This window comes from Campylobacterota bacterium (genome assembly GCA_040752835.1).
Classification (GTDB): domain Bacteria; phylum Campylobacterota; class Campylobacteria; order Campylobacterales; family Sulfurimonadaceae; genus Sulfuricurvum.
Map to the genome: position 1 here is coordinate 60,504 of JBFMGG010000006.1, position 17,654 is coordinate 78,157.

At 53.2% G+C, this 17,654-nt stretch carries 14 protein-coding genes; 8 read left to right on the forward strand and 6 right to left on the reverse strand.

Annotated features, from left to right (window positions below; genetic code table 11):
• Positions 1–14: 14 nt before the first annotated feature.
• From AB1763_04615 to AB1763_04625, 3 genes are all read left to right on the forward strand, one after another.
• Positions 15–806 carry a polysaccharide deacetylase family protein gene (locus tag AB1763_04615; protein MEW5832099.1) on the forward strand — a complete coding sequence of 264 codons (792 nt, stop codon included), beginning with the start codon at positions 15–17 and terminating at the stop codon, positions 804–806.
• Between the two features lie 98 nt (positions 807–904).
• Positions 905–1,387 carry a rhodanese-like domain-containing protein gene (locus AB1763_04620; protein ID MEW5832100.1) on the forward strand — a complete coding sequence of 161 codons (483 nt, stop codon included), beginning with the start codon at positions 905–907 and terminating at the stop codon, positions 1,385–1,387.
• A gap of 133 nt (positions 1,388–1,520) precedes the next feature.
• On the forward strand, positions 1,521–2,552 hold the full coding sequence (locus tag AB1763_04625) for a hypothetical protein (GenBank protein ID MEW5832101.1): 1,032 nt from the start codon (positions 1,521–1,523) through the stop codon (positions 2,550–2,552).
• An 8-nt stretch (positions 2,553–2,560) separates the two neighbouring features.
• Here AB1763_04625 and AB1763_04630 read toward each other — a convergent pair whose 3' ends face one another.
• The gene (locus AB1763_04630) at positions 2,561–4,183 is read right to left on the reverse strand and encodes a YcaO-like family protein (GenBank protein MEW5832102.1); all 1,623 of its coding nucleotides are present in this window, start codon (positions 4,181–4,183) and stop codon (positions 2,561–2,563) included.
• Between the two features lie 114 nt (positions 4,184–4,297).
• On the opposite strand from AB1763_04630, the gene AB1763_04635 reads away from it, so the two are divergent.
• The 4 genes from AB1763_04635 (at position 4,298) to AB1763_04650 (ending at position 9,247) form a co-directional block, all read left to right on the forward strand.
• The gene (locus AB1763_04635) at positions 4,298–4,885 is read left to right on the forward strand and encodes a hypothetical protein (protein ID MEW5832103.1); all 588 of its coding nucleotides are present in this window, start codon (positions 4,298–4,300) and stop codon (positions 4,883–4,885) included.
• An 89-nt stretch (positions 4,886–4,974) separates the two neighbouring features.
• Positions 4,975–6,606, forward strand: coding sequence for a Na/Pi symporter (locus AB1763_04640; GenBank protein MEW5832104.1), 1,632 nt, complete (start codon positions 4,975–4,977; stop codon positions 6,604–6,606).
• A 90-nt stretch (positions 6,607–6,696) separates the two neighbouring features.
• Positions 6,697–8,400 (forward strand): cation:proton antiporter, encoded by a 1,704-nt coding sequence (locus AB1763_04645; GenBank protein MEW5832105.1) that lies wholly within the window; start codon positions 6,697–6,699, stop codon positions 8,398–8,400.
• A gap of 19 nt (positions 8,401–8,419) precedes the next feature.
• Positions 8,420–9,247 (forward strand): universal stress protein, encoded by an 828-nt coding sequence (locus AB1763_04650; GenBank protein ID MEW5832106.1) that lies wholly within the window; start codon positions 8,420–8,422, stop codon positions 9,245–9,247.
• On the opposite strand, the gene ppsA is transcribed toward AB1763_04650, so the two are convergent.
• Positions 9,244–11,634, reverse strand: coding sequence for a phosphoenolpyruvate synthase (gene ppsA / locus AB1763_04655; GenBank protein ID MEW5832107.1), 2,391 nt, complete (start codon positions 11,632–11,634; stop codon positions 9,244–9,246). The genes AB1763_04650 and ppsA overlap by 4 nt on opposite strands.
• A gap of 73 nt (positions 11,635–11,707) precedes the next feature.
• Between ppsA and AB1763_04660 the strand changes: the two genes are divergently transcribed.
• Positions 11,708–13,210, forward strand: a complete 1,503-nt coding sequence (locus tag AB1763_04660; protein ID MEW5832108.1) for a DUF4080 domain-containing protein — start codon at positions 11,708–11,710, stop codon at positions 13,208–13,210.
• A gap of 132 nt (positions 13,211–13,342) precedes the next feature.
• Here AB1763_04660 and AB1763_04665 read toward each other — a convergent pair whose 3' ends face one another.
• The 4 genes from AB1763_04665 to AB1763_04680 form a co-directional block, all read right to left on the reverse strand.
• Positions 13,343–14,581: a porin gene (locus tag AB1763_04665; protein ID MEW5832109.1), complete on the reverse strand. Its 1,239-nt coding sequence runs from the start codon at positions 14,579–14,581 to the stop codon at positions 13,343–13,345.
• 317 nt (positions 14,582–14,898) lie between these two features.
• Positions 14,899–15,312 (reverse strand): hypothetical protein, encoded by a 414-nt coding sequence (locus AB1763_04670; GenBank protein ID MEW5832110.1) that lies wholly within the window; start codon positions 15,310–15,312, stop codon positions 14,899–14,901.
• Between the two features lie 12 nt (positions 15,313–15,324).
• A complete protein-coding gene (locus AB1763_04675) occupies positions 15,325–16,053 on the reverse strand; it encodes a twin-arginine translocation signal domain-containing protein (GenBank protein ID MEW5832111.1) in 729 nt (242 codons plus the stop codon).
• A gap of 93 nt (positions 16,054–16,146) precedes the next feature.
• Entirely contained in the window at positions 16,147–17,544 is a 1,398-nt protein-coding gene (locus tag AB1763_04680; GenBank protein ID MEW5832112.1) for an FAD/NAD(P)-binding oxidoreductase, read from the reverse strand.
• Between the last annotated feature and the right edge of the window lie 110 nt (positions 17,545–17,654).

Sequence of the window (17,654 nt, forward strand, 5' to 3'; positions counted from 1 at the left end):
ACCGAAACGGCCCGATGACGACGCGACTGACTGTTTTTCTGACCCTGCTTCTGCAGCTTTTTCTTTTTGCCGCTCCCCGATACGAAATCCGCGGGGAATCTGCGATGCTCGACGCCAACATGAGCCGTTTTCTGCAGCACTGGCGCACTTCTACGACCGCTCCCATCCGGGAAGGGAATTACACCAACGTGCGGCTCTGCGCCGATTGCGGCGATACCAAAACCGTCGCCCTCACCTTCGACGATTCCCCCGACGAAAATACGACGTTCGCGATTCTCGACGTCCTCAAACGCTACGACGTCAAAGCGAGCTTTTTCATGATTGCCGCTCCGATGAATGACCTCAACGCCACCGCGGTGAAACGGGCACACGACGAGGGGCACCTGGTCCTCAACCACAGTTTTACCCATCCGCGCCTCACCGTCTTGCCGCCCGAACGGCTTATCGGCGAGATCCGAACGGCTTCGGAAAAAATCGCTTCGATCACCGGACGTTTCCCCCGTCTCGTGCGTCCCCCCTACGGTTCGATCAGCCGATCCGTCGTCGACACCCTCAACGCCGAAGGGTACACTACCGTTTTATGGTCTCTCGACTCGCTTGACTGGGTCATCAAAGACCCTCTCGAAATCGAGCGCAACGTGATTGCCAACGTCCGTCCCGGCGACATCGTCCTGATGCACAGCTCACGGTCCAATACCGCGACCGCCAAAGCGCTGGGACCCATCATCGAACGGCTGCGGGCGATGGGGTATCGGTTCGAAACCCTGGACCGCCACCTGGGGGTCGAGAGCTACCGTGACCGATAGCTAAACGGAAGCTTATAGATTTATAATTATTTATAATATGGTTACTGCGTTAATATTGTTTGTTCTATGATGATTCCATCCCATCCAAGGAGTCATCCATGCTACGCCATTTTGCCCTGGTATGTGCTCTCATCACCCTCCCGTTCGTTCCTGCCGGAGCGGTCGAATACGACGGTGAAAAAAGCTACCTGCTCGAAACCAAATACGATGTCTGCATTGTCCCTCCGCAGATTAACGACGCGATCGCCAAAGGGGTTAAAGTAATTGATCTCAAACAGGCCCGGGCCCTACACGACCAGAAAGCCCATTTTTACGACGCGCGGGAAAAACGCCATTTCCATAAATCCCGGATCAAAGGGGCCAAGCCCGTTCATTTCGACGTCTCCAAAGCCGAATACATGGTGATCGAACTGCCACGGGAAAAAGAGCAGCCGCTCGTGTTCTACTGCTACGGCGAATCGTGTGCCAACTCGTACGAAGCGGCACTCGCGGTGCGAAAACTCGGCCATAAAAACGTCTACTGGTTCCTCAACGGTTTCAACGAATGGAAAGAAAAAGGATACCCGCTCGAAGAGCGCTAAAACGTCCTCAACGTATCAAGAGGTAAATCACGCTATAATGCGGCCATCATTTGCGCGTTCGGTCTGCGCTTGAGTCTTCCCCATTGGCCGCTTATCCGCCCTCACCTCGAGGTCAATATTTCAAGGACTTTCCATGTCATTAACCATCAAACGTCAAAACCACCGTATCCACCCCTGCGACGCTGCCCGTAAAAACGAACTTCTTTCCCATCTGGCCGCGCGTTACGGGAACAAAAAAATCCTCGTCGTTACTGCCGGCAGCACCGATGCCGTCGTCCTTCCCGAAGCGGCGAATATCGCATTGCTCAATGATGCGGCACTCGCAGCCTCAGGCGCCGGCGAATACGATCTCCTCATCAGTTACGATCTCCCCGAAAAAGCCCTCGTGTACATGGCGCGTATCCCCAAAACACGTGAATTCGCCCTCGTGCTGATGGACGCCGAAGAGCAAAAACGTCTCTATCCCATCGAAACGCTGCTGGGACGGACGATCATCCAGGAGGTGATCGAAGGGTTTGAACCCTCTTTCGGCATCGCCGCGGAAAAAAAGGAGAAAGAAGAGGCCAAAACCCGACGTGCCGCACGCGATGAAGAAAACGCAAAACGCGATGCACGCCCCAAACGGGATTTCAAACCGCGTTCGGAGAAGTCCCGAGAGGATAAGAGAGGGTTTAAAAACGACCAACCGAGCGATCGGTGGGCCCCCAAAGACAAAAAACCGCGATTCCTGGGCAAAGACGAAAACGGCAAAGCGATTTTCGAGGGGAAAACCCGCGATCGCAACCACTACATCGACGGTACGCCCCGGACCGAAGCGGAAAAAGCCTATAAAACCCCCTACGGAAGCAAACCGAAGTTTTACGGAAAAGAAGCAAAAAGTGCCGATAAAACGGCCTCGGCCAAAGAGAAAAAAGAGTTCGTCAAAGGGGAAAAGAAACCTTTTGGAGACAAAAAGCCTTATGGCGACAAAAAGCCCTACGCGGAGAAAAAATCTTTCGGGGAGAAAAAACCCTACGGAGACAAAAAGGGGTTCAGTGACAAAAAACCCTACGGCGGTAAAAAACCCGCCGGCGACAAACCGTCTTCCTCATCTCCCGCAGAGCCAAAACGCCCTCCCCGCCGCATTACCGTCAAATCTCTCAAACCCGCGGAAGGGAAAGAGTAGGCTCTTTCCTAACGAACCATCAGCGCTTTTTTCGCTTCGAGGCGGTCATACAGCCCGAGCATGTTGTGATAATGCTCGTGCAGCGTGACGTCGATCAGCGTGGACTCCCCGTTCAGGATACGGACCGCTTCGATCACCCGATCGCGTCCGAAAACGTTGAAAAGCGCTTCTTCATAGTCTTCCCACGCCTCGTCGCGCGAGCGCATCCGGATCAGCTCGGCGACGAGATGGCCCGTTTTGTTACCCGCAAATTCGAGCAGGGCAATCGCCTCTTCGTCGTTCCCCGCCAGAAGGTGCATCTGCGCTTTGAATTCGGCCATCGTGAAGTTACGTCGGAAAATTACTCCGATGTATTTCTCGACGTTGAGAGTGTCTTCGAGCGATTCGACGTTTTCAAGTACCTCTTCGGGATCGAACGCTTCGAAATCGAGCACCATCCGGCGGATTTTTTTGCCGCTGTTTTTGTTGTTGTAGACCATGTCCTCGATCGGATAGACCTCCGAGAATCCCGGAACGACGATCTGGCACGAATAAAACCCGAGGTAATCGTATTCGCGGACGTAGATCTCTTTGCCCTCCTCGCGGAGTATCCCGCACAGGTAGGCGTACTCTTCCTCGCTCGAGCCTCCCGTGTAATTCCACGGTGTGAAAGCGAAACTTTTTTTCGCACTCAAAAAGGGGAAGCCGAGTTTGCCGTTCGAATCGATAAAATGGGATTCGAGGTTGAAACTGTCGGCGACCAAGCTCATATCGAACGTCGGAACCTCGAACGCATCGAGTTCGGCAAGGGTCCGCCCCTGCATCAGTTCGGTCATCGTCCGCTCCAGCGACACCTGCAAAATCGGATGGGAACCGAACGAAACGAACAGAGTCGAATTGGACGGGTTAATCAGCGAGATCGCGGTTACGGGGAACCGCCCCCCCAGTGACGCATCCAGTACCTCGACGACGTACCCTTTTTCCCTCAGCGCACAGACGTCGCCATACAACCGGTCGAATCCTTTGATAATCTCGTCGGGAAACCTCGGCAGGGCATACCCCTCGCGGATGATCTCGATTTTGGCATGGCGTTCGCAGATCTCGCTGAGGGCCTGCACCTGCGCCTCAAGCGGGGTATTCCCGGTAGCCAGGCCGTTGCTCGCGTACAGGTTGCTTAACACATTCAAAGGGATATACACTTTCTCGCCGGAGCTTTGTTTGACAAACGGCAGCGAAACGATTTTATCCTCATAGTCGCTGTTATAGTCGATCCAGTCCTCGTCGTCCATCTCTCCATGGGGGTCGTAGACGGCACGCAGGGAGTCGTCCAGGTAAGGTTCGTCGAAACCGAATGCCACCTCATCGGGGTAATAGCGCCGCTGAGGGAGATGAAAATCGATGAAAAAATTGTTGGTCTGGAGCCGTTCGATGTATTCTCCCAGCGCACTGGCGACCGAGGCGTCGGAGAGGACACCCTTTCCGTTGGAGTAAATATGATTCGGCGCTTCGGTGGAAGCCAGGTTGACCGAATAGCAGTGTTCAAGAGGGTGTTTCTCCTGCGAAAACACCAGTCCGCATCCCACCGCTTCGAGCGTCGAGCGCATACGCCCGATCGATTCTTCCAGCGGGGCGTTTTTCGATAACAGGTTCATGATCCGTGCCTTTTGTTTGGTTCAAGCGTTAAAAAGCGTCAGTATAGCCTAAAGATGGCAATATACGTTCTTCTTATGCTACTATTTCATCCAATAAACGATTCAAAGGGTCCCATGGCTATCATCTCCATCGCATCGACCAAAGGGGGAGTCGGCAAAACCTCGCTTGCGTTTTCCCTCGCCAAAGATCTGGGCTACCGCTACGCCACGAACGACATGTCGGTCGCACTGAACAAATACCGCAACGCCCGCTATTACCCGAATAAAATCCCCCTCTATCCCGACACCGTCTACGATTTCGGCGGATTCGAGAGCCCGCACGTCGAGGAGATACTCCATCAGTCCGACATCATCCTCCTCCCCACGACCAACGATGCGAACTCGATCATGAAAAGCCTCGTGTTCATCAAAAAATTCCGCGAGAAAACGATCCTCGTCTTTGCCAACATGCTCGAAAACCCCAACGACGCGCTGGCGATCCGCGAAAAAATCCACGAACATTTTCCGGGGATGGCGTTTACCTACCTGCGCCGTACCAAACTGCTCAAAAACGCTCTCGAAACAGGCCAGAGCGCCACGGAACTTTATGAGAGCAACAACCACACCCAGCACCTCTACCGACAGGCGTACGGCGAATACCGCAAAATCCTGAAACTCTTTACCACCGAAGGGGAATACTTCCAGCGTTCGCAGACTTCCTGAAAGTAAACAAACGATAAGGTTATAATTGCTTTGTTCTCGGGCACTGAGCAAATGGATCATACGCCCCTATTGCAGTACAAGGAGACTTAGTGACCTCGGTGATGATTGAAGCGTTCGCTTCCCTTGGACTGTTCATGTTCGGGATGATTTATCTCGAAGATTCTCTCAAAAAAGCGGCGGGTTCTTCCTTCAAAAAATGGGTGAAGATTTCCACCGATACCGATGCCAAAGCCGTTTTCGTAGGAGCCTCGGCGACGGCTTTGCTTCAAAGCTCTTCAGTGATCACCCTGATGGCGTTGTCGTTGACCGGGGCGGGGCTGATGAGTCTGCAGGGCGCTATCGGGGTGATCTTCGGTTCCAATATCGGCACAACCGCAACCGGATGGATCATCGCGCTGATCGGCTTTAAATTCGACATCAAACTGATCGCTTTCGTCATGGTCGGATTCGGAGGGATCGGCAGCGTTTTGTTCGGCGAAGGCAAAACGCGCTACATTTTCGGGGGCTTTACCGGCTTCGGCCTTATTTTTCTGGGGCTTGAAGGGCTCAAAGAGAGTTTTTCATCATTGGCCCACACCATCGACATCGCTTCTTTGGGCGAATACAACCCGCTCATTTTTCTCGTTGCGGGATTGGCACTGACCGCGCTCATCCAAAGCAGCTCCGCGTCCGTGGCGATCGCCCAAAGCGCATTGTTCACCGGTATTTTGGGGTTTGAGCATGCGGCGGCGTTCGTCATCGGCGCCAATGTCGGCACGACGGCCACCGCGATTATCGGTGCGGCGGGGGGGTCAAGCGACAAAAAGCGTACCGCGGTGGCGCACGTGCTCTTCAATCTCTTTACCGGCATCATCGCCTTTCTCCTGCTTACGCCCTTGACGTGGTCGGTCACCCATGTCGGGCTCGATCAGAGCGTCGAAGCGCTGGCGCTTTTCCATACCCTTTTCAATGTGCTGGGGGTTGTCATATGGTTCCCGCTGATCCCGCAGCTGACGCAATGGCTGCAAACGAAATTCCTAGTCGTCAAACCGGTCATGACGCTCTACATCCACAACGTATCCCGCACGATCCCGGCATTGGAGCACGAAGCCCTGCGTCAGGAGGTGAACCATCTGGGGCACAAGGTGTGCGCTTTTGCCGTCGCGGCGATCCATATCCCTCCCGAGGAGGGGTTGAAACATCACGGCTCGATTGCCAAAATTCTCGAAACCTACAAACAGCCGCTCTCCCCGTCACCGCTTGAACGTTATCACGATCTGCAGCATCTGCAGGGGGAGATTCTCGATTACGCCAGCGCGCTATCGGTACGCATTCAACTTCCCGAAATTCGCAAAGAGTTTGATCAAACCCTCTATATGGCAACACAACTGATCGGGGCATCGAAATCCATCCGGGATATTTTGCACGATATCGAGATGCTCAGCGAATCCGACAGCAGAGAAATGGAAGCGTTTTTTCATGAGCTGCGCTATCAGATTCTCGCCCTTTGTATGCACTACACCGACTGGCTAAACGGCGACGCCGAAGCGCATGCCAAGCTCGAAGCGCTTTTTACGAAACTCGATACCAGCTACAAAAACAGTCTCGCGATCTTGAACGATATGATCGTCAATTACAAAATTTCCAAACAGATGACGGCCATTTTCATGAACATCACCCACATCACCCGCAATTTTTCAAAAGCGCTGTACAAAAGCATGTCATCCCAAAACGAGGGATAATCAAACGCCACAGCCCCTTAACGGAGAGTCAGTTGAGCGTTTACTATTTGCCTATATAATCGTCTCAACGCTGCAAGAGGATCGGGAACGATGAACGAACTTACTCAGATTTTGATGCTGCTCGGAATCGGGGTGGCGGTCATCGTCGTTTTCCAGCAATTCCGAATCCCCACGAGTCTGGGGTATCTCCTCGTCGGAGCCATCCTCAGCCCCTACACAATCGGCCCCACCCTTAATGTTCCCGAGCTCAAAGTCATCGCCGAATTCGGGGTCGTCTTCCTCCTTTTCACGATCGGTCTGAACTACTCGCTGCCCCAGCTGCATGCCCTGCGCCACCAGGTTTTGGGACTGGGGACCGCACAGGTGGTCCTATCCACCGTAATCGTGGGAGGTTTGCTGTGGGCTTTCGGCCTCCCCCCCGCCGTCGCTTTCGTCATCGGTGCCGTGTTTGCACAGTCTTCCTCCACCATCATCGCCAGCCAGCTGGCCGAGCAAAATGAAGAAAACACGGCTCACGGACGGCTGGGGATCGCCATGTCGGTCTTTCAGGACGTCACCGCCGTCCCTTTTCTCGTCATCATTCCGGTCCTTGGTATGGCGGTTACCGCCGATGTTCTGGGGATGGCGCTAGGGTGGGCTTTTGCCAAAGCAATCCTCGCCTTTGCGCTTGTGTTTATCGCCGGGCGATGGCTCCTTCGCCCCCTGTTTCACCTCGTCGCTACCCGCCAGTCTCCAGAGGTATTTACCCTCACGGTACTGCTCGTGGCGCTGGTGGCCGCGTGGTCGTCCAACAGTCTGGGCCTCTCGCTCGCATTCGGTGCGTTTCTGGCAGGTATGATGCTGGGAGAAACGGAGTTCCGCCATCAGGTCGAATCAAGCATCCGCCCCTTTCGGGATGTGTTGCTGGGGCTTTTCTTCGTCGGAATCGGGATGCTTTTCAACCCTGCGGCAATTCCCCATATCTGGTATTGGGCGGTGCTGGGGGCGCTGCTGATCCTGATCAGTAAAATCCTCATCGTCGCCGTACTGGTCAAAAAAAGCGGCATGGACCTCTCCGACGCCTGGAGAACCGGGCTACTGCTTTCGGTGGGAGGAGAGTTCGGTTTCGCCCTCCTCGCGATCGCCCTGGATTCGCGCGTGATCGATACCGATCTGGGACAGATCGTCCTGACATCGGTCCTTTTTTCGCTCATCGGGGGTTCACTGCTGATCCGCTACAATGAAGCCATCGCCAAATTGCTATCCGGCCACCGCACTCTGCCGCATCCCCTCCCCGAGTCGCTGATCGATTCGAGCGAACAGGTCCTCATCGGAGGTTACGGCCGGGTCGGGCACACCGTGGCGGTGCTTATGCAGGAACGGGGGATCGAGTTCAAAGCGTTCGATACCGATCCCGAACGGGTTGCCGAAGGGCTCGCCGAAGGGCATCCCGTCGCCTACGGCGATATTTCCGATCCTGAACTCCTCTCAGCCATTCGCGCCGAACGCGCTTCATTGGTCGTAATGACCGTTGATGATTCCAAACAGGCCCTCAGAGCGGTTTCGTTTTTGCGAAAAATATCTCCCGATTTGCCGATCATCGTCCGAGCCAAAGATGCCGAAGCGAGTATGAAACTGCTCGAAGAAGGTGCGACGCATGCCTATCCCGAAGCGATCGAAGCGAGCCTGAGCCTGGGGGCAACCGCCTTGCAGATGCTTGACGTTGCAAGTGAAGAGGTAGAACAGCTGATCCAAAGCGTACGGGATCGCAATTACAAACCGATACTCGAACAGCGCTCATCCCGACCCGTATGAAACCATCCAAGGAGCAATAATGAAAAAAATGACGATTTTGGTAGCTACCGACTTCTCCGAAACCGGCCTGACGGTGGTGCGCAAAGCGCTCTCACTCGCCCAATCCCACGGTGCCGATCTGCATGTGGTCCACGTCATCGAAGAATCGTGGTTTGCCCTCAAACAGGAGATCAAATCGATCCGCGAACACAGCTGGAGTGCTTTAAGTACACAGTTCCCGCATCTGAACAAAAAATTCTTTCACTGCATGCAAGGCAACGTCGTCCGCGAAATCGCCGAAATCGCCGAGCAGATCGGAGCGACGCTTCTCGTGATCGGCAGCAGCGGCGAGACCTATATGTTCAAAGAGCTTCTGGTAGGATCGACAACCAAAAGCATCATCCGCAACTCTTCGATTCCCGTGCTGGTCATCAAAAACGATCTTCCGCTGAACCCGCGCCGCATTTTGATCCCGACCAATTTTTCCGATCACTCCAGGACCGCAATTCTCGCAACGGCGGACCTTTTCCCCAATGCCGAGCTTTCACTGCTCAATATCTACAACCTCCCTTTCGAAGGCCGGCTAAAAACGTACGGTTTTACCGAAGAGGATATCCTCGAATATCAGATGCAGATCAGCCAAAACGAAGAGCTCGCTGCCGAGACGTTCGCCGCATCCCTGCACCTCTTGCCCGAAAAGGTTCAGATGCTCACCCGCAAAGGACCGCTTAACCCTCCCCTTTTCATGGAGATATCGGGATCTTACGGAACCGATCTCATCAGCATCCACACATCCGGTTCGTTCAGCTTTTTCGCATTCGATCTTCTCGAAGAAGCCGACCACGACGTTCTGATCTTCAAATTTTAACGCTCGAATTCGCTGACGACCTGCCGCATTTTCAGGAGCGAATCGGGATTGAGCGAGATCGAATCGATCCCCTGCTGAACGAGAAAACGGGTGATTTCGGGGTAATCGGAGGGGGCCTGACCGCAGATGCCGATGTATTTTCCCCGCTCTTTGCACGCACGGATCGCCATACTGAGCATCCGCGTGACCGCTTCGTTACGTTCGTCGAATACCGACGATACCAGCGCGCTGTCGCGATCGACTCCCAGCACAAGCTGCGTCAGATCATTACTACCGATGCTGTAGCCGTCGAAGATTTCCAAAAACTGATCCACCAGAATGACGTTGGCGGGAATCTCGCACATTGCATAGACCTCCAGAGCGTTCTCCCCCTGCACGAGCCCCGCTTCGTTCATCACCGTAATCGCTTTTTTCCCCTCTTCGGGAGTCCGGACGAAAGGGAGCATCACTTTGACGTTGGTAAGGCCCATCTCGTCGCGTACCCGCTTCAGCGCCTCGCATTCCCACAGGAACGCTTCGCGGTACTCCTGCGAATAATAACGGCTCGCCCCCCGAAACCCGATCATCGGGTTCTCTTCGTCGCGCTCGTACGCAAATCCGCCGCTCATGTGCTTGTATTCATTCGATTTAAAGTCCGTGGTTCGGACGATGACCGGCTTGGGATAAAATGCCGCGGCGATCATCCCGACCCCTTCGGCGACCTTGTCGACAAAAAACCGTTTGGGATCGTCGTATCCCCTCATCGCTTCGACAACCGCGTCTTCGTCGCTGAGCGTTTTTCCCTTCGCCTTGTCAACCAGCGCCATCGGGTGGGCTTTGACGTACTGGGTGACGATAAACTCCATCCGCGCCAGCCCTACCCCGTCGTTGGGCAGCTTGGCGACTTTAAACGCGATTTCGGGGTTCCCCACGTTCATGTAAAGTTTGGTTTTGGTCGGCGGGAGCGTCCCCAGATCGGTTTTTTTGATCTCAAAATCCAGCAGACCCGCATAGACGTTCCCGTTTTCCCCTTCGGCGCAACTGACGGTCACTTCGTCCCCTTCGCTGAGCACTTCCGTCGCATTCCCCGTCCCCACGATCGCGGGAACGCCGATCTCGCGCGCGACGATCGCGGCATGGCAGGTACGCCCGCCGCGGTTGGTGATGACGGCGGACGCTTTTTTCATGATCGGTTCCCAATCAGGATCGGTGATGTCGGCAACGAGCACTTCCCCTTCGTTGAAACGGTCGCTTTCGTGGGGTGAACGGATGATTTTCACTTTGCCCGCCCCGATCTTCTCCCCGATCGCTTTTCCGCTGGCCAAAACATTTCGTGTTTTGGTTGTGTTGATGTGGTATTGCTCAAGAATATTCTCACCCATCCGGCGGCTCTGAACCGTCTCGGGGCGGGCCTGCACGATAAACAGCTCGCCGCTCTGACCGTCTTTGGCCCATTCGATGTCCATCGGACGGTATTCTCCCGCCTGCGTCGTATAGTGCTCTTCGATAATCATCGCGTAGCGGGCGAGCACCGCGACTTCGTCATCGGTAATCGAAAAACGTTCCTGCAGTTTTTTGGGCGTGGCCAGATTCACGGTATGGTGACGCTCGTCATAGCGCATTGTAAGGGCTTTGGAACCGAGCTGACGTTTGAGGATCGATACTTTGCCCTCCCGCAGCGTGGGTTTGAAAACGTAAAACTCATCGGGGTTGACCCTCCCGCCGACGATGTTCTCGCCCAGTCCGTAAATCGAGTTGATGAGGATCAGGTTTTCCGAGCCGTTTTCCGTGTCGATGGTAAACATGACGCCGCTGCTGGCCAGATCGCTGCGTACCATCTTCTGAACGCCGACGGAGAGGGCAACCGCGAAATGGTCATACCCCCGGCTGTGACGGTAGCTGATCGCGCGGTCGGTGAAGAGGGATGCGAAACAGCGTTTGACGTGTTCGACGAGCATGGTCTCGCCGCGCACGTTGAGATAGCTCTCCTGCTGCCCCGCGAAACTCGCATCGGGCAGATCTTCCGCCGTGGCAGAGGAGCGGACGGCTACGTCCACCGAGGACATCGCATACTCTTTTTCCATCTCGTGGTAGGCGGCGGCGATCTCGTTTTTAAGTTCTTCGGGCATCTCGCCCGAGAGCATCAGCGTCCGCACCGCTTCCCCGCAGCGGGAGAGCTCTTCGATGTCGGCGATGTCTACCCCCTCGAACAATGCGCGGATTTTGGGTTCGAACCCGTTATGGTTCACGAAAACACGGTACCCATCGGCCGTAACGGCAAACCCCTCGGGTACCTTGACCCCGAGTTTTTTAAGCGAACCGATCATTTCTCCGAGCGAAGCGTTTTTACCCCCGACCAAAGCGATATCATGAATATTCAGCGAATCAAAACGGCGAATGTAGCGCATAATGTTTCCTTTGTCATTATTATGAGTCTATATAGAATACCATATAATACGTTTATCTTTTACCGGAACGCCCATGCACCCTATCATCCTCACGACCCTCAATGCCCGATACGCCCACAGCGCCCTCGGGCTGCGCTATCTCTATGCCAACCTGCGCGAGCTGCAAAGCGACGCTGCGATTCTGGAATTTACGATCAACGAGCAGGTTCAAAGTATCGCTGAGAGGCTGCTCGAACACTCCCCCCGCATCATCGGCATAGGCGTCTACATCTGGAACGCCTCCGAAACGGCGGAACTGATCGGGGTCCTGAAAAAAGTCTCCCCTCAAACCTTCATCGTCCTCGGCGGCCCCGAAGCGGGCCATCTTCCCCACCGCGTCGATTTTTCCAAAGCCGACTGCATCATCGGCGGCGAGGGGGAAATCGCCTTTTACGAAGTATGCCGCAGTGTCCTGAACGCTCAAGCTCCCGCAGAACGGTTCATCAAAGCCCCGCTTCCCGATCTTACATCGATCGCGCTCCCCTACTCCGCCTACGCTGACGAAGACGTGGCCCACCGATACATCTACGTCGAAGCCTCGCGCGGCTGCCCGTTCGAATGCGAGTTTTGCCTCTCCTCGATCGACGAAAAGGTGCGCAATTTTCCGCTCGAAACGTTGCTTGAAGAGTTCGAAACCCTCTGGCAGCGCGGCGCGCGCAGTTTCAAATTCATCGACCGCACCTTTAACCTCAATATGACCTTCGCCAATGCGATCCTCGATTTCTTTTTGTCCAAGGAACCACCCTATTTCGCCCATTTCGAAGTGATCCCCGACCATTTCCCCGAATCGCTCCGTCACAAAATCTCCCTTTTCCCTCCCGGATCGCTCCAACTGGAAATCGGAATACAGACCCTCGACCCCCTCATCGCCAAAGGGATCAACCGTCCCCTGCGGCTTGAAAAGATTATCGACAACCTGCGGTTCCTCGAAAGCTGCACCTCGGCGCATCTGCACCTCGATCTCATCGTAGGCCTTCCGGGTGAGAGTCTCGAAGGATTCGGACGGAACCTCGACACCCTCGTCTCTCTCACCCGCAGCGAAATCCAGATCGGGATTCTCAAAAACCTCTCCGGCACCACCCTCTCGCGCCACGATGCCGCGCACGGGATGCTCTATGCCGACACACCTCCCTATGACATTTTGCAAAACGATCTCCTCAGCTTCACACAGATACAGAAGATGAAACGGTTCGCCCGGTTTTGGGACATCTATTACAACAGCGGAAATTTCGATTCGACGGTACGATTGCTTTGGGAGGGGAAAAGCGTATTCGAGTCGTTTTACGCCTTCAGCGAGTGGATCTATGCCCGTACCCTCTCAACCTGGAAAATTTCACTGGAGCGCCAAAGCGCCCTGATCTACGAATACCTCTGCACGCTCCGGGATACCGATACGGTACGTTCCACACTGCTCGAAGATATCGCCAAGTCCGAAGGAAGGACGTTACCGCACTATCTGAAACACGAGACGAACAACCGGGATGAAAGTAAAAAAAGCGTAGTCCCCAAGCGGCAGGCCAAACGGATGGATGAGTAAGAAAAAGGGAGATTAAAAATGCCCGCAGGTGACGAATCTGCGGGCGGAGTGTGCGCGGGGTGACGAATCCCACGCGGCAAACTTAACATAAGGAGAATTGAAAGGGCCCGAAGGCCCTGAAGAAATGACTTCTTAGAATTTCAAAGAAGCGATGATACGGAGAGTATCGGTATCGATTGTTTTTGCACCAGTATTATCTTCTTTATCATACTGTGTGTAGATAGCGGTCAAACCAAGTGGTCCAACTTTACCGGATGCAATAACATCCCATGCACTGTATTCAGCTTTGTTTGCAGCATTGTTGTTACCGTCTGTTTCGGCTTCACCGTAGCTAGCTGACAAAGTGACACCCGGGATCATTTTGGTTGACGCACCGATTTTCCACGCATCTGTATCAGATTTCGTAGTGTGCTCGCCATCCATGTAGATGCTTCCCAGCGCAGTGTAAATCATTGATTTATCGCCCGTTGCAACGTTAGAAAAGTTATCCGCTTGTGCGATACCGTTCCCGTTGTTGTCGCTTGCAGACGAATACGCTGCATAGATGTTTGAGTTAGCAACGTTTACACCCAGTTTCACTGCATAGATATCAGTGTCGCTGTAGTTAACGTATTTTTTATCCATGTTTGCGTACTGAAGACCAAGTTCGACCATGTCGCCCATCAGTTTGGCATCAGCCTGCAACCAGTATGCATCCGCAACGCTCTGAACGTCGTAGTACCACGCCTGAACCGTTGTGTTAGGAATTGATTTATTGATCGCACCCGCAGCGTAAGCACCGGTAGCACCGAACGTCGAGAATTTACCGCCGTTGTTGACAGTTGTGTTGCTGGCGGCACCGTTGTCTTTACCGACCCATGCACCGACGAGTGTCGTGTCCGGAAGATCGTTGTTCAATACAACCGCAGCATCGAAAGTATTGTCAACAACGTTCCATTTTTCCGTGAACGCAAGCGGAGTATTCAGTTCCTGGCGACCGACTTTGAGCGTCGTTTTGCCGGCAGTGTAGGCAAGGTACAATTCGCGGGCCCATGACTGGTCGTCCAGCGCACCTGACGCGGCTGTACCATCTGGATTCAAACGTGCGGTAGGAACCTGTCCGACGAGGTTGTTCTCAAGACCGAGTGTTGTCAACGCGTACGCGCTGGCACCCATGCTGAGGTTTGGAGCAAGGTCCATCGTTGCACCGACCAACAATGATACTTCCGCCAACGAGTTTGTCCCGTGGTCGAACATATCCAGGTTGCTTCCCAGTGTTTCGGATGTTTGATACCAAACTTTTGCTTCACCGTTTACTTTGACGTTGTCGATCGCAAACGCGCTTGTTCCCAGAGCCATTACGGCTACAAGACTCAGTTTTCCTAATTTCATTCATTCTCCTTCAAGAAACCGTCCGTAATAAGATAATCTTATTTGGATCTCGAGACTCAGTTTAAAGGTCTTTATCTTAAATAAATCTTTAAAACTATAATTTTTTTTGATGGAGTTACAAATTTGTAAGCTTTTGAGACAAAAATGTGATAAAAAGAAAAAATTATACTTTTCGGCGCAGCGGATCGGGATTTTGAATCAGAAAATCAAATATTTGATTTCATAACTTTAATTATCATATTTAATACAGAATAAAAAGGTTTAGAGATAGAAAAAGAGTCCCGCCCCACACAGGGCGGAGAAGAGCCGAAAAAGGATTACCAGTTACGGATGCGGATATGGCACGACGTACACTGCTTGAGCAACTGGGTATAGTCCTCGAGCGCGTTGTCCATGCGGCCCGCTTCGACCGACGCAATCAGATCGTCCGAATAGAGACGAAGCATGTGAGCCGTTTTCTGGGCGAATTTATAGGCGTAGACCTGGTCTTTGGGAAGAATCGCTTTGACCTCTTCGCTTTCGAGCGATTTGAGCGTCCCCTGAAGTCTTTTGACCCCCATTTTCATCTCGTCACCCGAACTGTACAGGCCTCCACGCTGGATCTGTTCCATCGCGTCCATCATCGTACGCATCTCTTTCATCAGTTCCAGTCGCGGATCGGCTTTTTCAGCCGCGTTCAACGATCCGGCGAGAAACACTCCCACTGCCAGTGACGCTAAAGCTTTTTTCATCGGTTGCCCCTTTTAATATTGGATAATTTCTTTCGAAAACTCGCTGAGTTTGACGGTCTTGGCCGAAATGGAAACGAGCTTTTTCGACTCTGCCGGTTTCCCGTAAAACTCTTTGATCTCCGGACGGAACGCCTGGAAATAGTCGTGGAATTTGTCCTGACCCAAAATCCCGACAGCCCACAGGGTATCGTCGGCCGCGTGTTCGAGCACCACCGCATTCAAAGGTTGCGTCGCCGCCCCGCCGAGAACTTTGGCACCCGAACCGGCATCGAACGCCGAGAGGTGAGACGAACAGACGATTACGCCGCTTTTATCGTACGCCATCGTTTTTTTGTTGGTCGGGACGTATCCGATGAAACTGTCGTTCGGAGTCGGGTGAGTCAGCTGGTGGGTACAGATCGCCACGTATGCGACCAGCGTACGCTCTTTGCCGACGCCGCTTTTCCAGACGTATTTCTCACCGGTTTCGGAGGTAAGCTGAACGTCCGTCGCCGTCGGTTTGGGGAGGTTGATCAACATACACGGAGTCGAAGCGTACGGATAATTGAAGATATACGTCACTTCCTTGGCCAGACTTGAGGCCTTGATCGGTTTACCGGCCGCATCAACCAGCTGTGCCTTCTCATACGCTTTGAAAAGGGCGCCGTCTGCGGCATACAAATTTCCGCGGATCAGCGATGGGCTGACCGCAACAACCGTTGCACCTGCGGCAACAACTTTCAAAAAATTTCTTCTATCCATGATAATGTCCGTGTTGAATGATTTTGCGGTGATTAGTGTAGCAGATATTGCATTTAAATTTCCCCCCGGGCGGGGAGAAAAAGGGGGAAAGCATCAACCGAAAAGGTCGCGCATCGCCCCTTTGTACCAGTCGCGGGTTGCTTTCGCAAGGCCTGTCGTACGGAATTTGCCCGTTTTTTCGTCTTTTGGAACGCTTCCTTTAGAACCGATAACCGGACCGGAAACCATGAACTCATGATTAACCATGATCGCTTCTTCGGGATTACTTCCAACCATAGAGTAACAAACGTTCGCGCTTTTGTACGGAAGAGCCGACGCAACGCTGTAGCTTTTGCCGTGAAGGACGTGTGCGATCTCTTTCGCGCACTCTTTACCTGACCAGATAGCAGTTTGTCCGCTTGGCGGAACCGCATGCCCGACAACGTCACCGACAGCGTAAACGTTTTTATCTGTAGCCGTCTGGAACGATACCGGCTTTTCAGGGCTTGTCGCCATTTTGACTTTTTTGAACGAATCGGGAGTCGTTGCGACGCCCGCCATGTCGATGACCGGGTTGGACATGTTGTGCGGGATAAGGTTGAACACGCCGTATTTGATCGTGTGGGTCGCTTTTGTCCCTTCGGTATCGTCTTTGTCTTTGAAAGTCGTCTGAACGTAAGTGATCTCTTTTTTATCGAAATCAACATCTACGATCTTACAATGATCGCGGTGTTCTACCATGCCATTGTTTACTTCTTTCCATGCTTCTTTGAATGCCGCACCTTTGGCGATTTCAGCCGTTTCGTTGAGGATGATGACTTTACCCTCAATTCCTTCGTTTTTCATGTAGTTGGCAATCATGCTCGCACGTTCGAACGGTGCGGGAGGACAACGGTATTTTCCTTTTGGAACGGTAATAACGACATCACCGCCTTCAAGATTTTTGACCAAACGGTCAAGCGCTACGTGCTCGCCGCCGGGTACGAGAGCCGCAGGGGCAAGACGTTTTGCTTTGGCGACTTTGGCCGCATCCCATGCGGGGAACGAACTTTTATAGTTATAGTCGATACCCGGTGCGAGAACGAGGATATCGTAACCGACCGAACCTTTTGCCGTATGGACGACTTTGGCCTCACGGTCGATGCCGGTCACTTCGGCCTGAAGCATTCCGTAACCGAAGTTTTCAACCGCTTTGGAATAGTCGTGCATCAAAACGTTCAGATTGACGCCTTCGATTCCGCCGAGGTTGCAGTTTGAAAACGGACAAGACATGAAGCTGTCGTTTTTCTCGATGATTGCCACATCGAATTTAGGATCGATTTTTTTGAGCTCTTTGGCAACGGTCAGACCGCCCCATCCGCCACCGATAATAACGACCTGGTGTTTACCGAGCATTTTGCCTGATGCCGCCGATCCCGGCGCCGCGCCTGCAGCGGCCGTACAACCTGAAACAGCGGCAGCAGCGGCGCTGATACCGGCAAACTTGAGTAAGTCACGTCTTGAAAGTTTCATACTTAGGGTTCTCCTCTTCTTCGATTAGCTTCGAGTGCGAAAACAATAACAAATTCGTCATCGCTTGAGGAGTATCATAGGTATTTAATTCTTAAAGATTTATAACTATA

Coding starts and splice junctions, on each gene's coding strand:
- AB1763_04630 (MEW5832102.1), bottom strand. CDS start 4,183: ATGAACCTGTTATCGAAAAACGCCCCGCTGGAAGAATCGATCGGGCGT.
- AB1763_04665 (MEW5832109.1), bottom strand. CDS start 14,581: ATGAAATTAGGAAAACTGAGTCTTGTAGCCGTAATGGCTCTGGGAACA.
- ppsA (MEW5832107.1), bottom strand. CDS start 11,634: ATGCGCTACATTCGCCGTTTTGATTCGCTGAATATTCATGATATCGCT.
- AB1763_04650 (MEW5832106.1), top strand. CDS start 8,420: ATGAAAAAAATGACGATTTTGGTAGCTACCGACTTCTCCGAAACCGGC.
- AB1763_04660 (MEW5832108.1), top strand. CDS start 11,708: ATGCACCCTATCATCCTCACGACCCTCAATGCCCGATACGCCCACAGC.
- AB1763_04680 (MEW5832112.1), bottom strand. CDS start 17,544: ATGAAACTTTCAAGACGTGACTTACTCAAGTTTGCCGGTATCAGCGCC.
- AB1763_04615 (MEW5832099.1), top strand. CDS start 15: ATGACGACGCGACTGACTGTTTTTCTGACCCTGCTTCTGCAGCTTTTT.
- AB1763_04625 (MEW5832101.1), top strand. CDS start 1,521: ATGTCATTAACCATCAAACGTCAAAACCACCGTATCCACCCCTGCGAC.
- AB1763_04645 (MEW5832105.1), top strand. CDS start 6,697: ATGAACGAACTTACTCAGATTTTGATGCTGCTCGGAATCGGGGTGGCG.
- AB1763_04675 (MEW5832111.1), bottom strand. CDS start 16,053: ATGGATAGAAGAAATTTTTTGAAAGTTGTTGCCGCAGGTGCAACGGTT.
- AB1763_04620 (MEW5832100.1), top strand. CDS start 905: ATGCTACGCCATTTTGCCCTGGTATGTGCTCTCATCACCCTCCCGTTC.
- AB1763_04670 (MEW5832110.1), bottom strand. CDS start 15,312: ATGAAAAAAGCTTTAGCGTCACTGGCAGTGGGAGTGTTTCTCGCCGGA.
- AB1763_04635 (MEW5832103.1), top strand. CDS start 4,298: ATGGCTATCATCTCCATCGCATCGACCAAAGGGGGAGTCGGCAAAACC.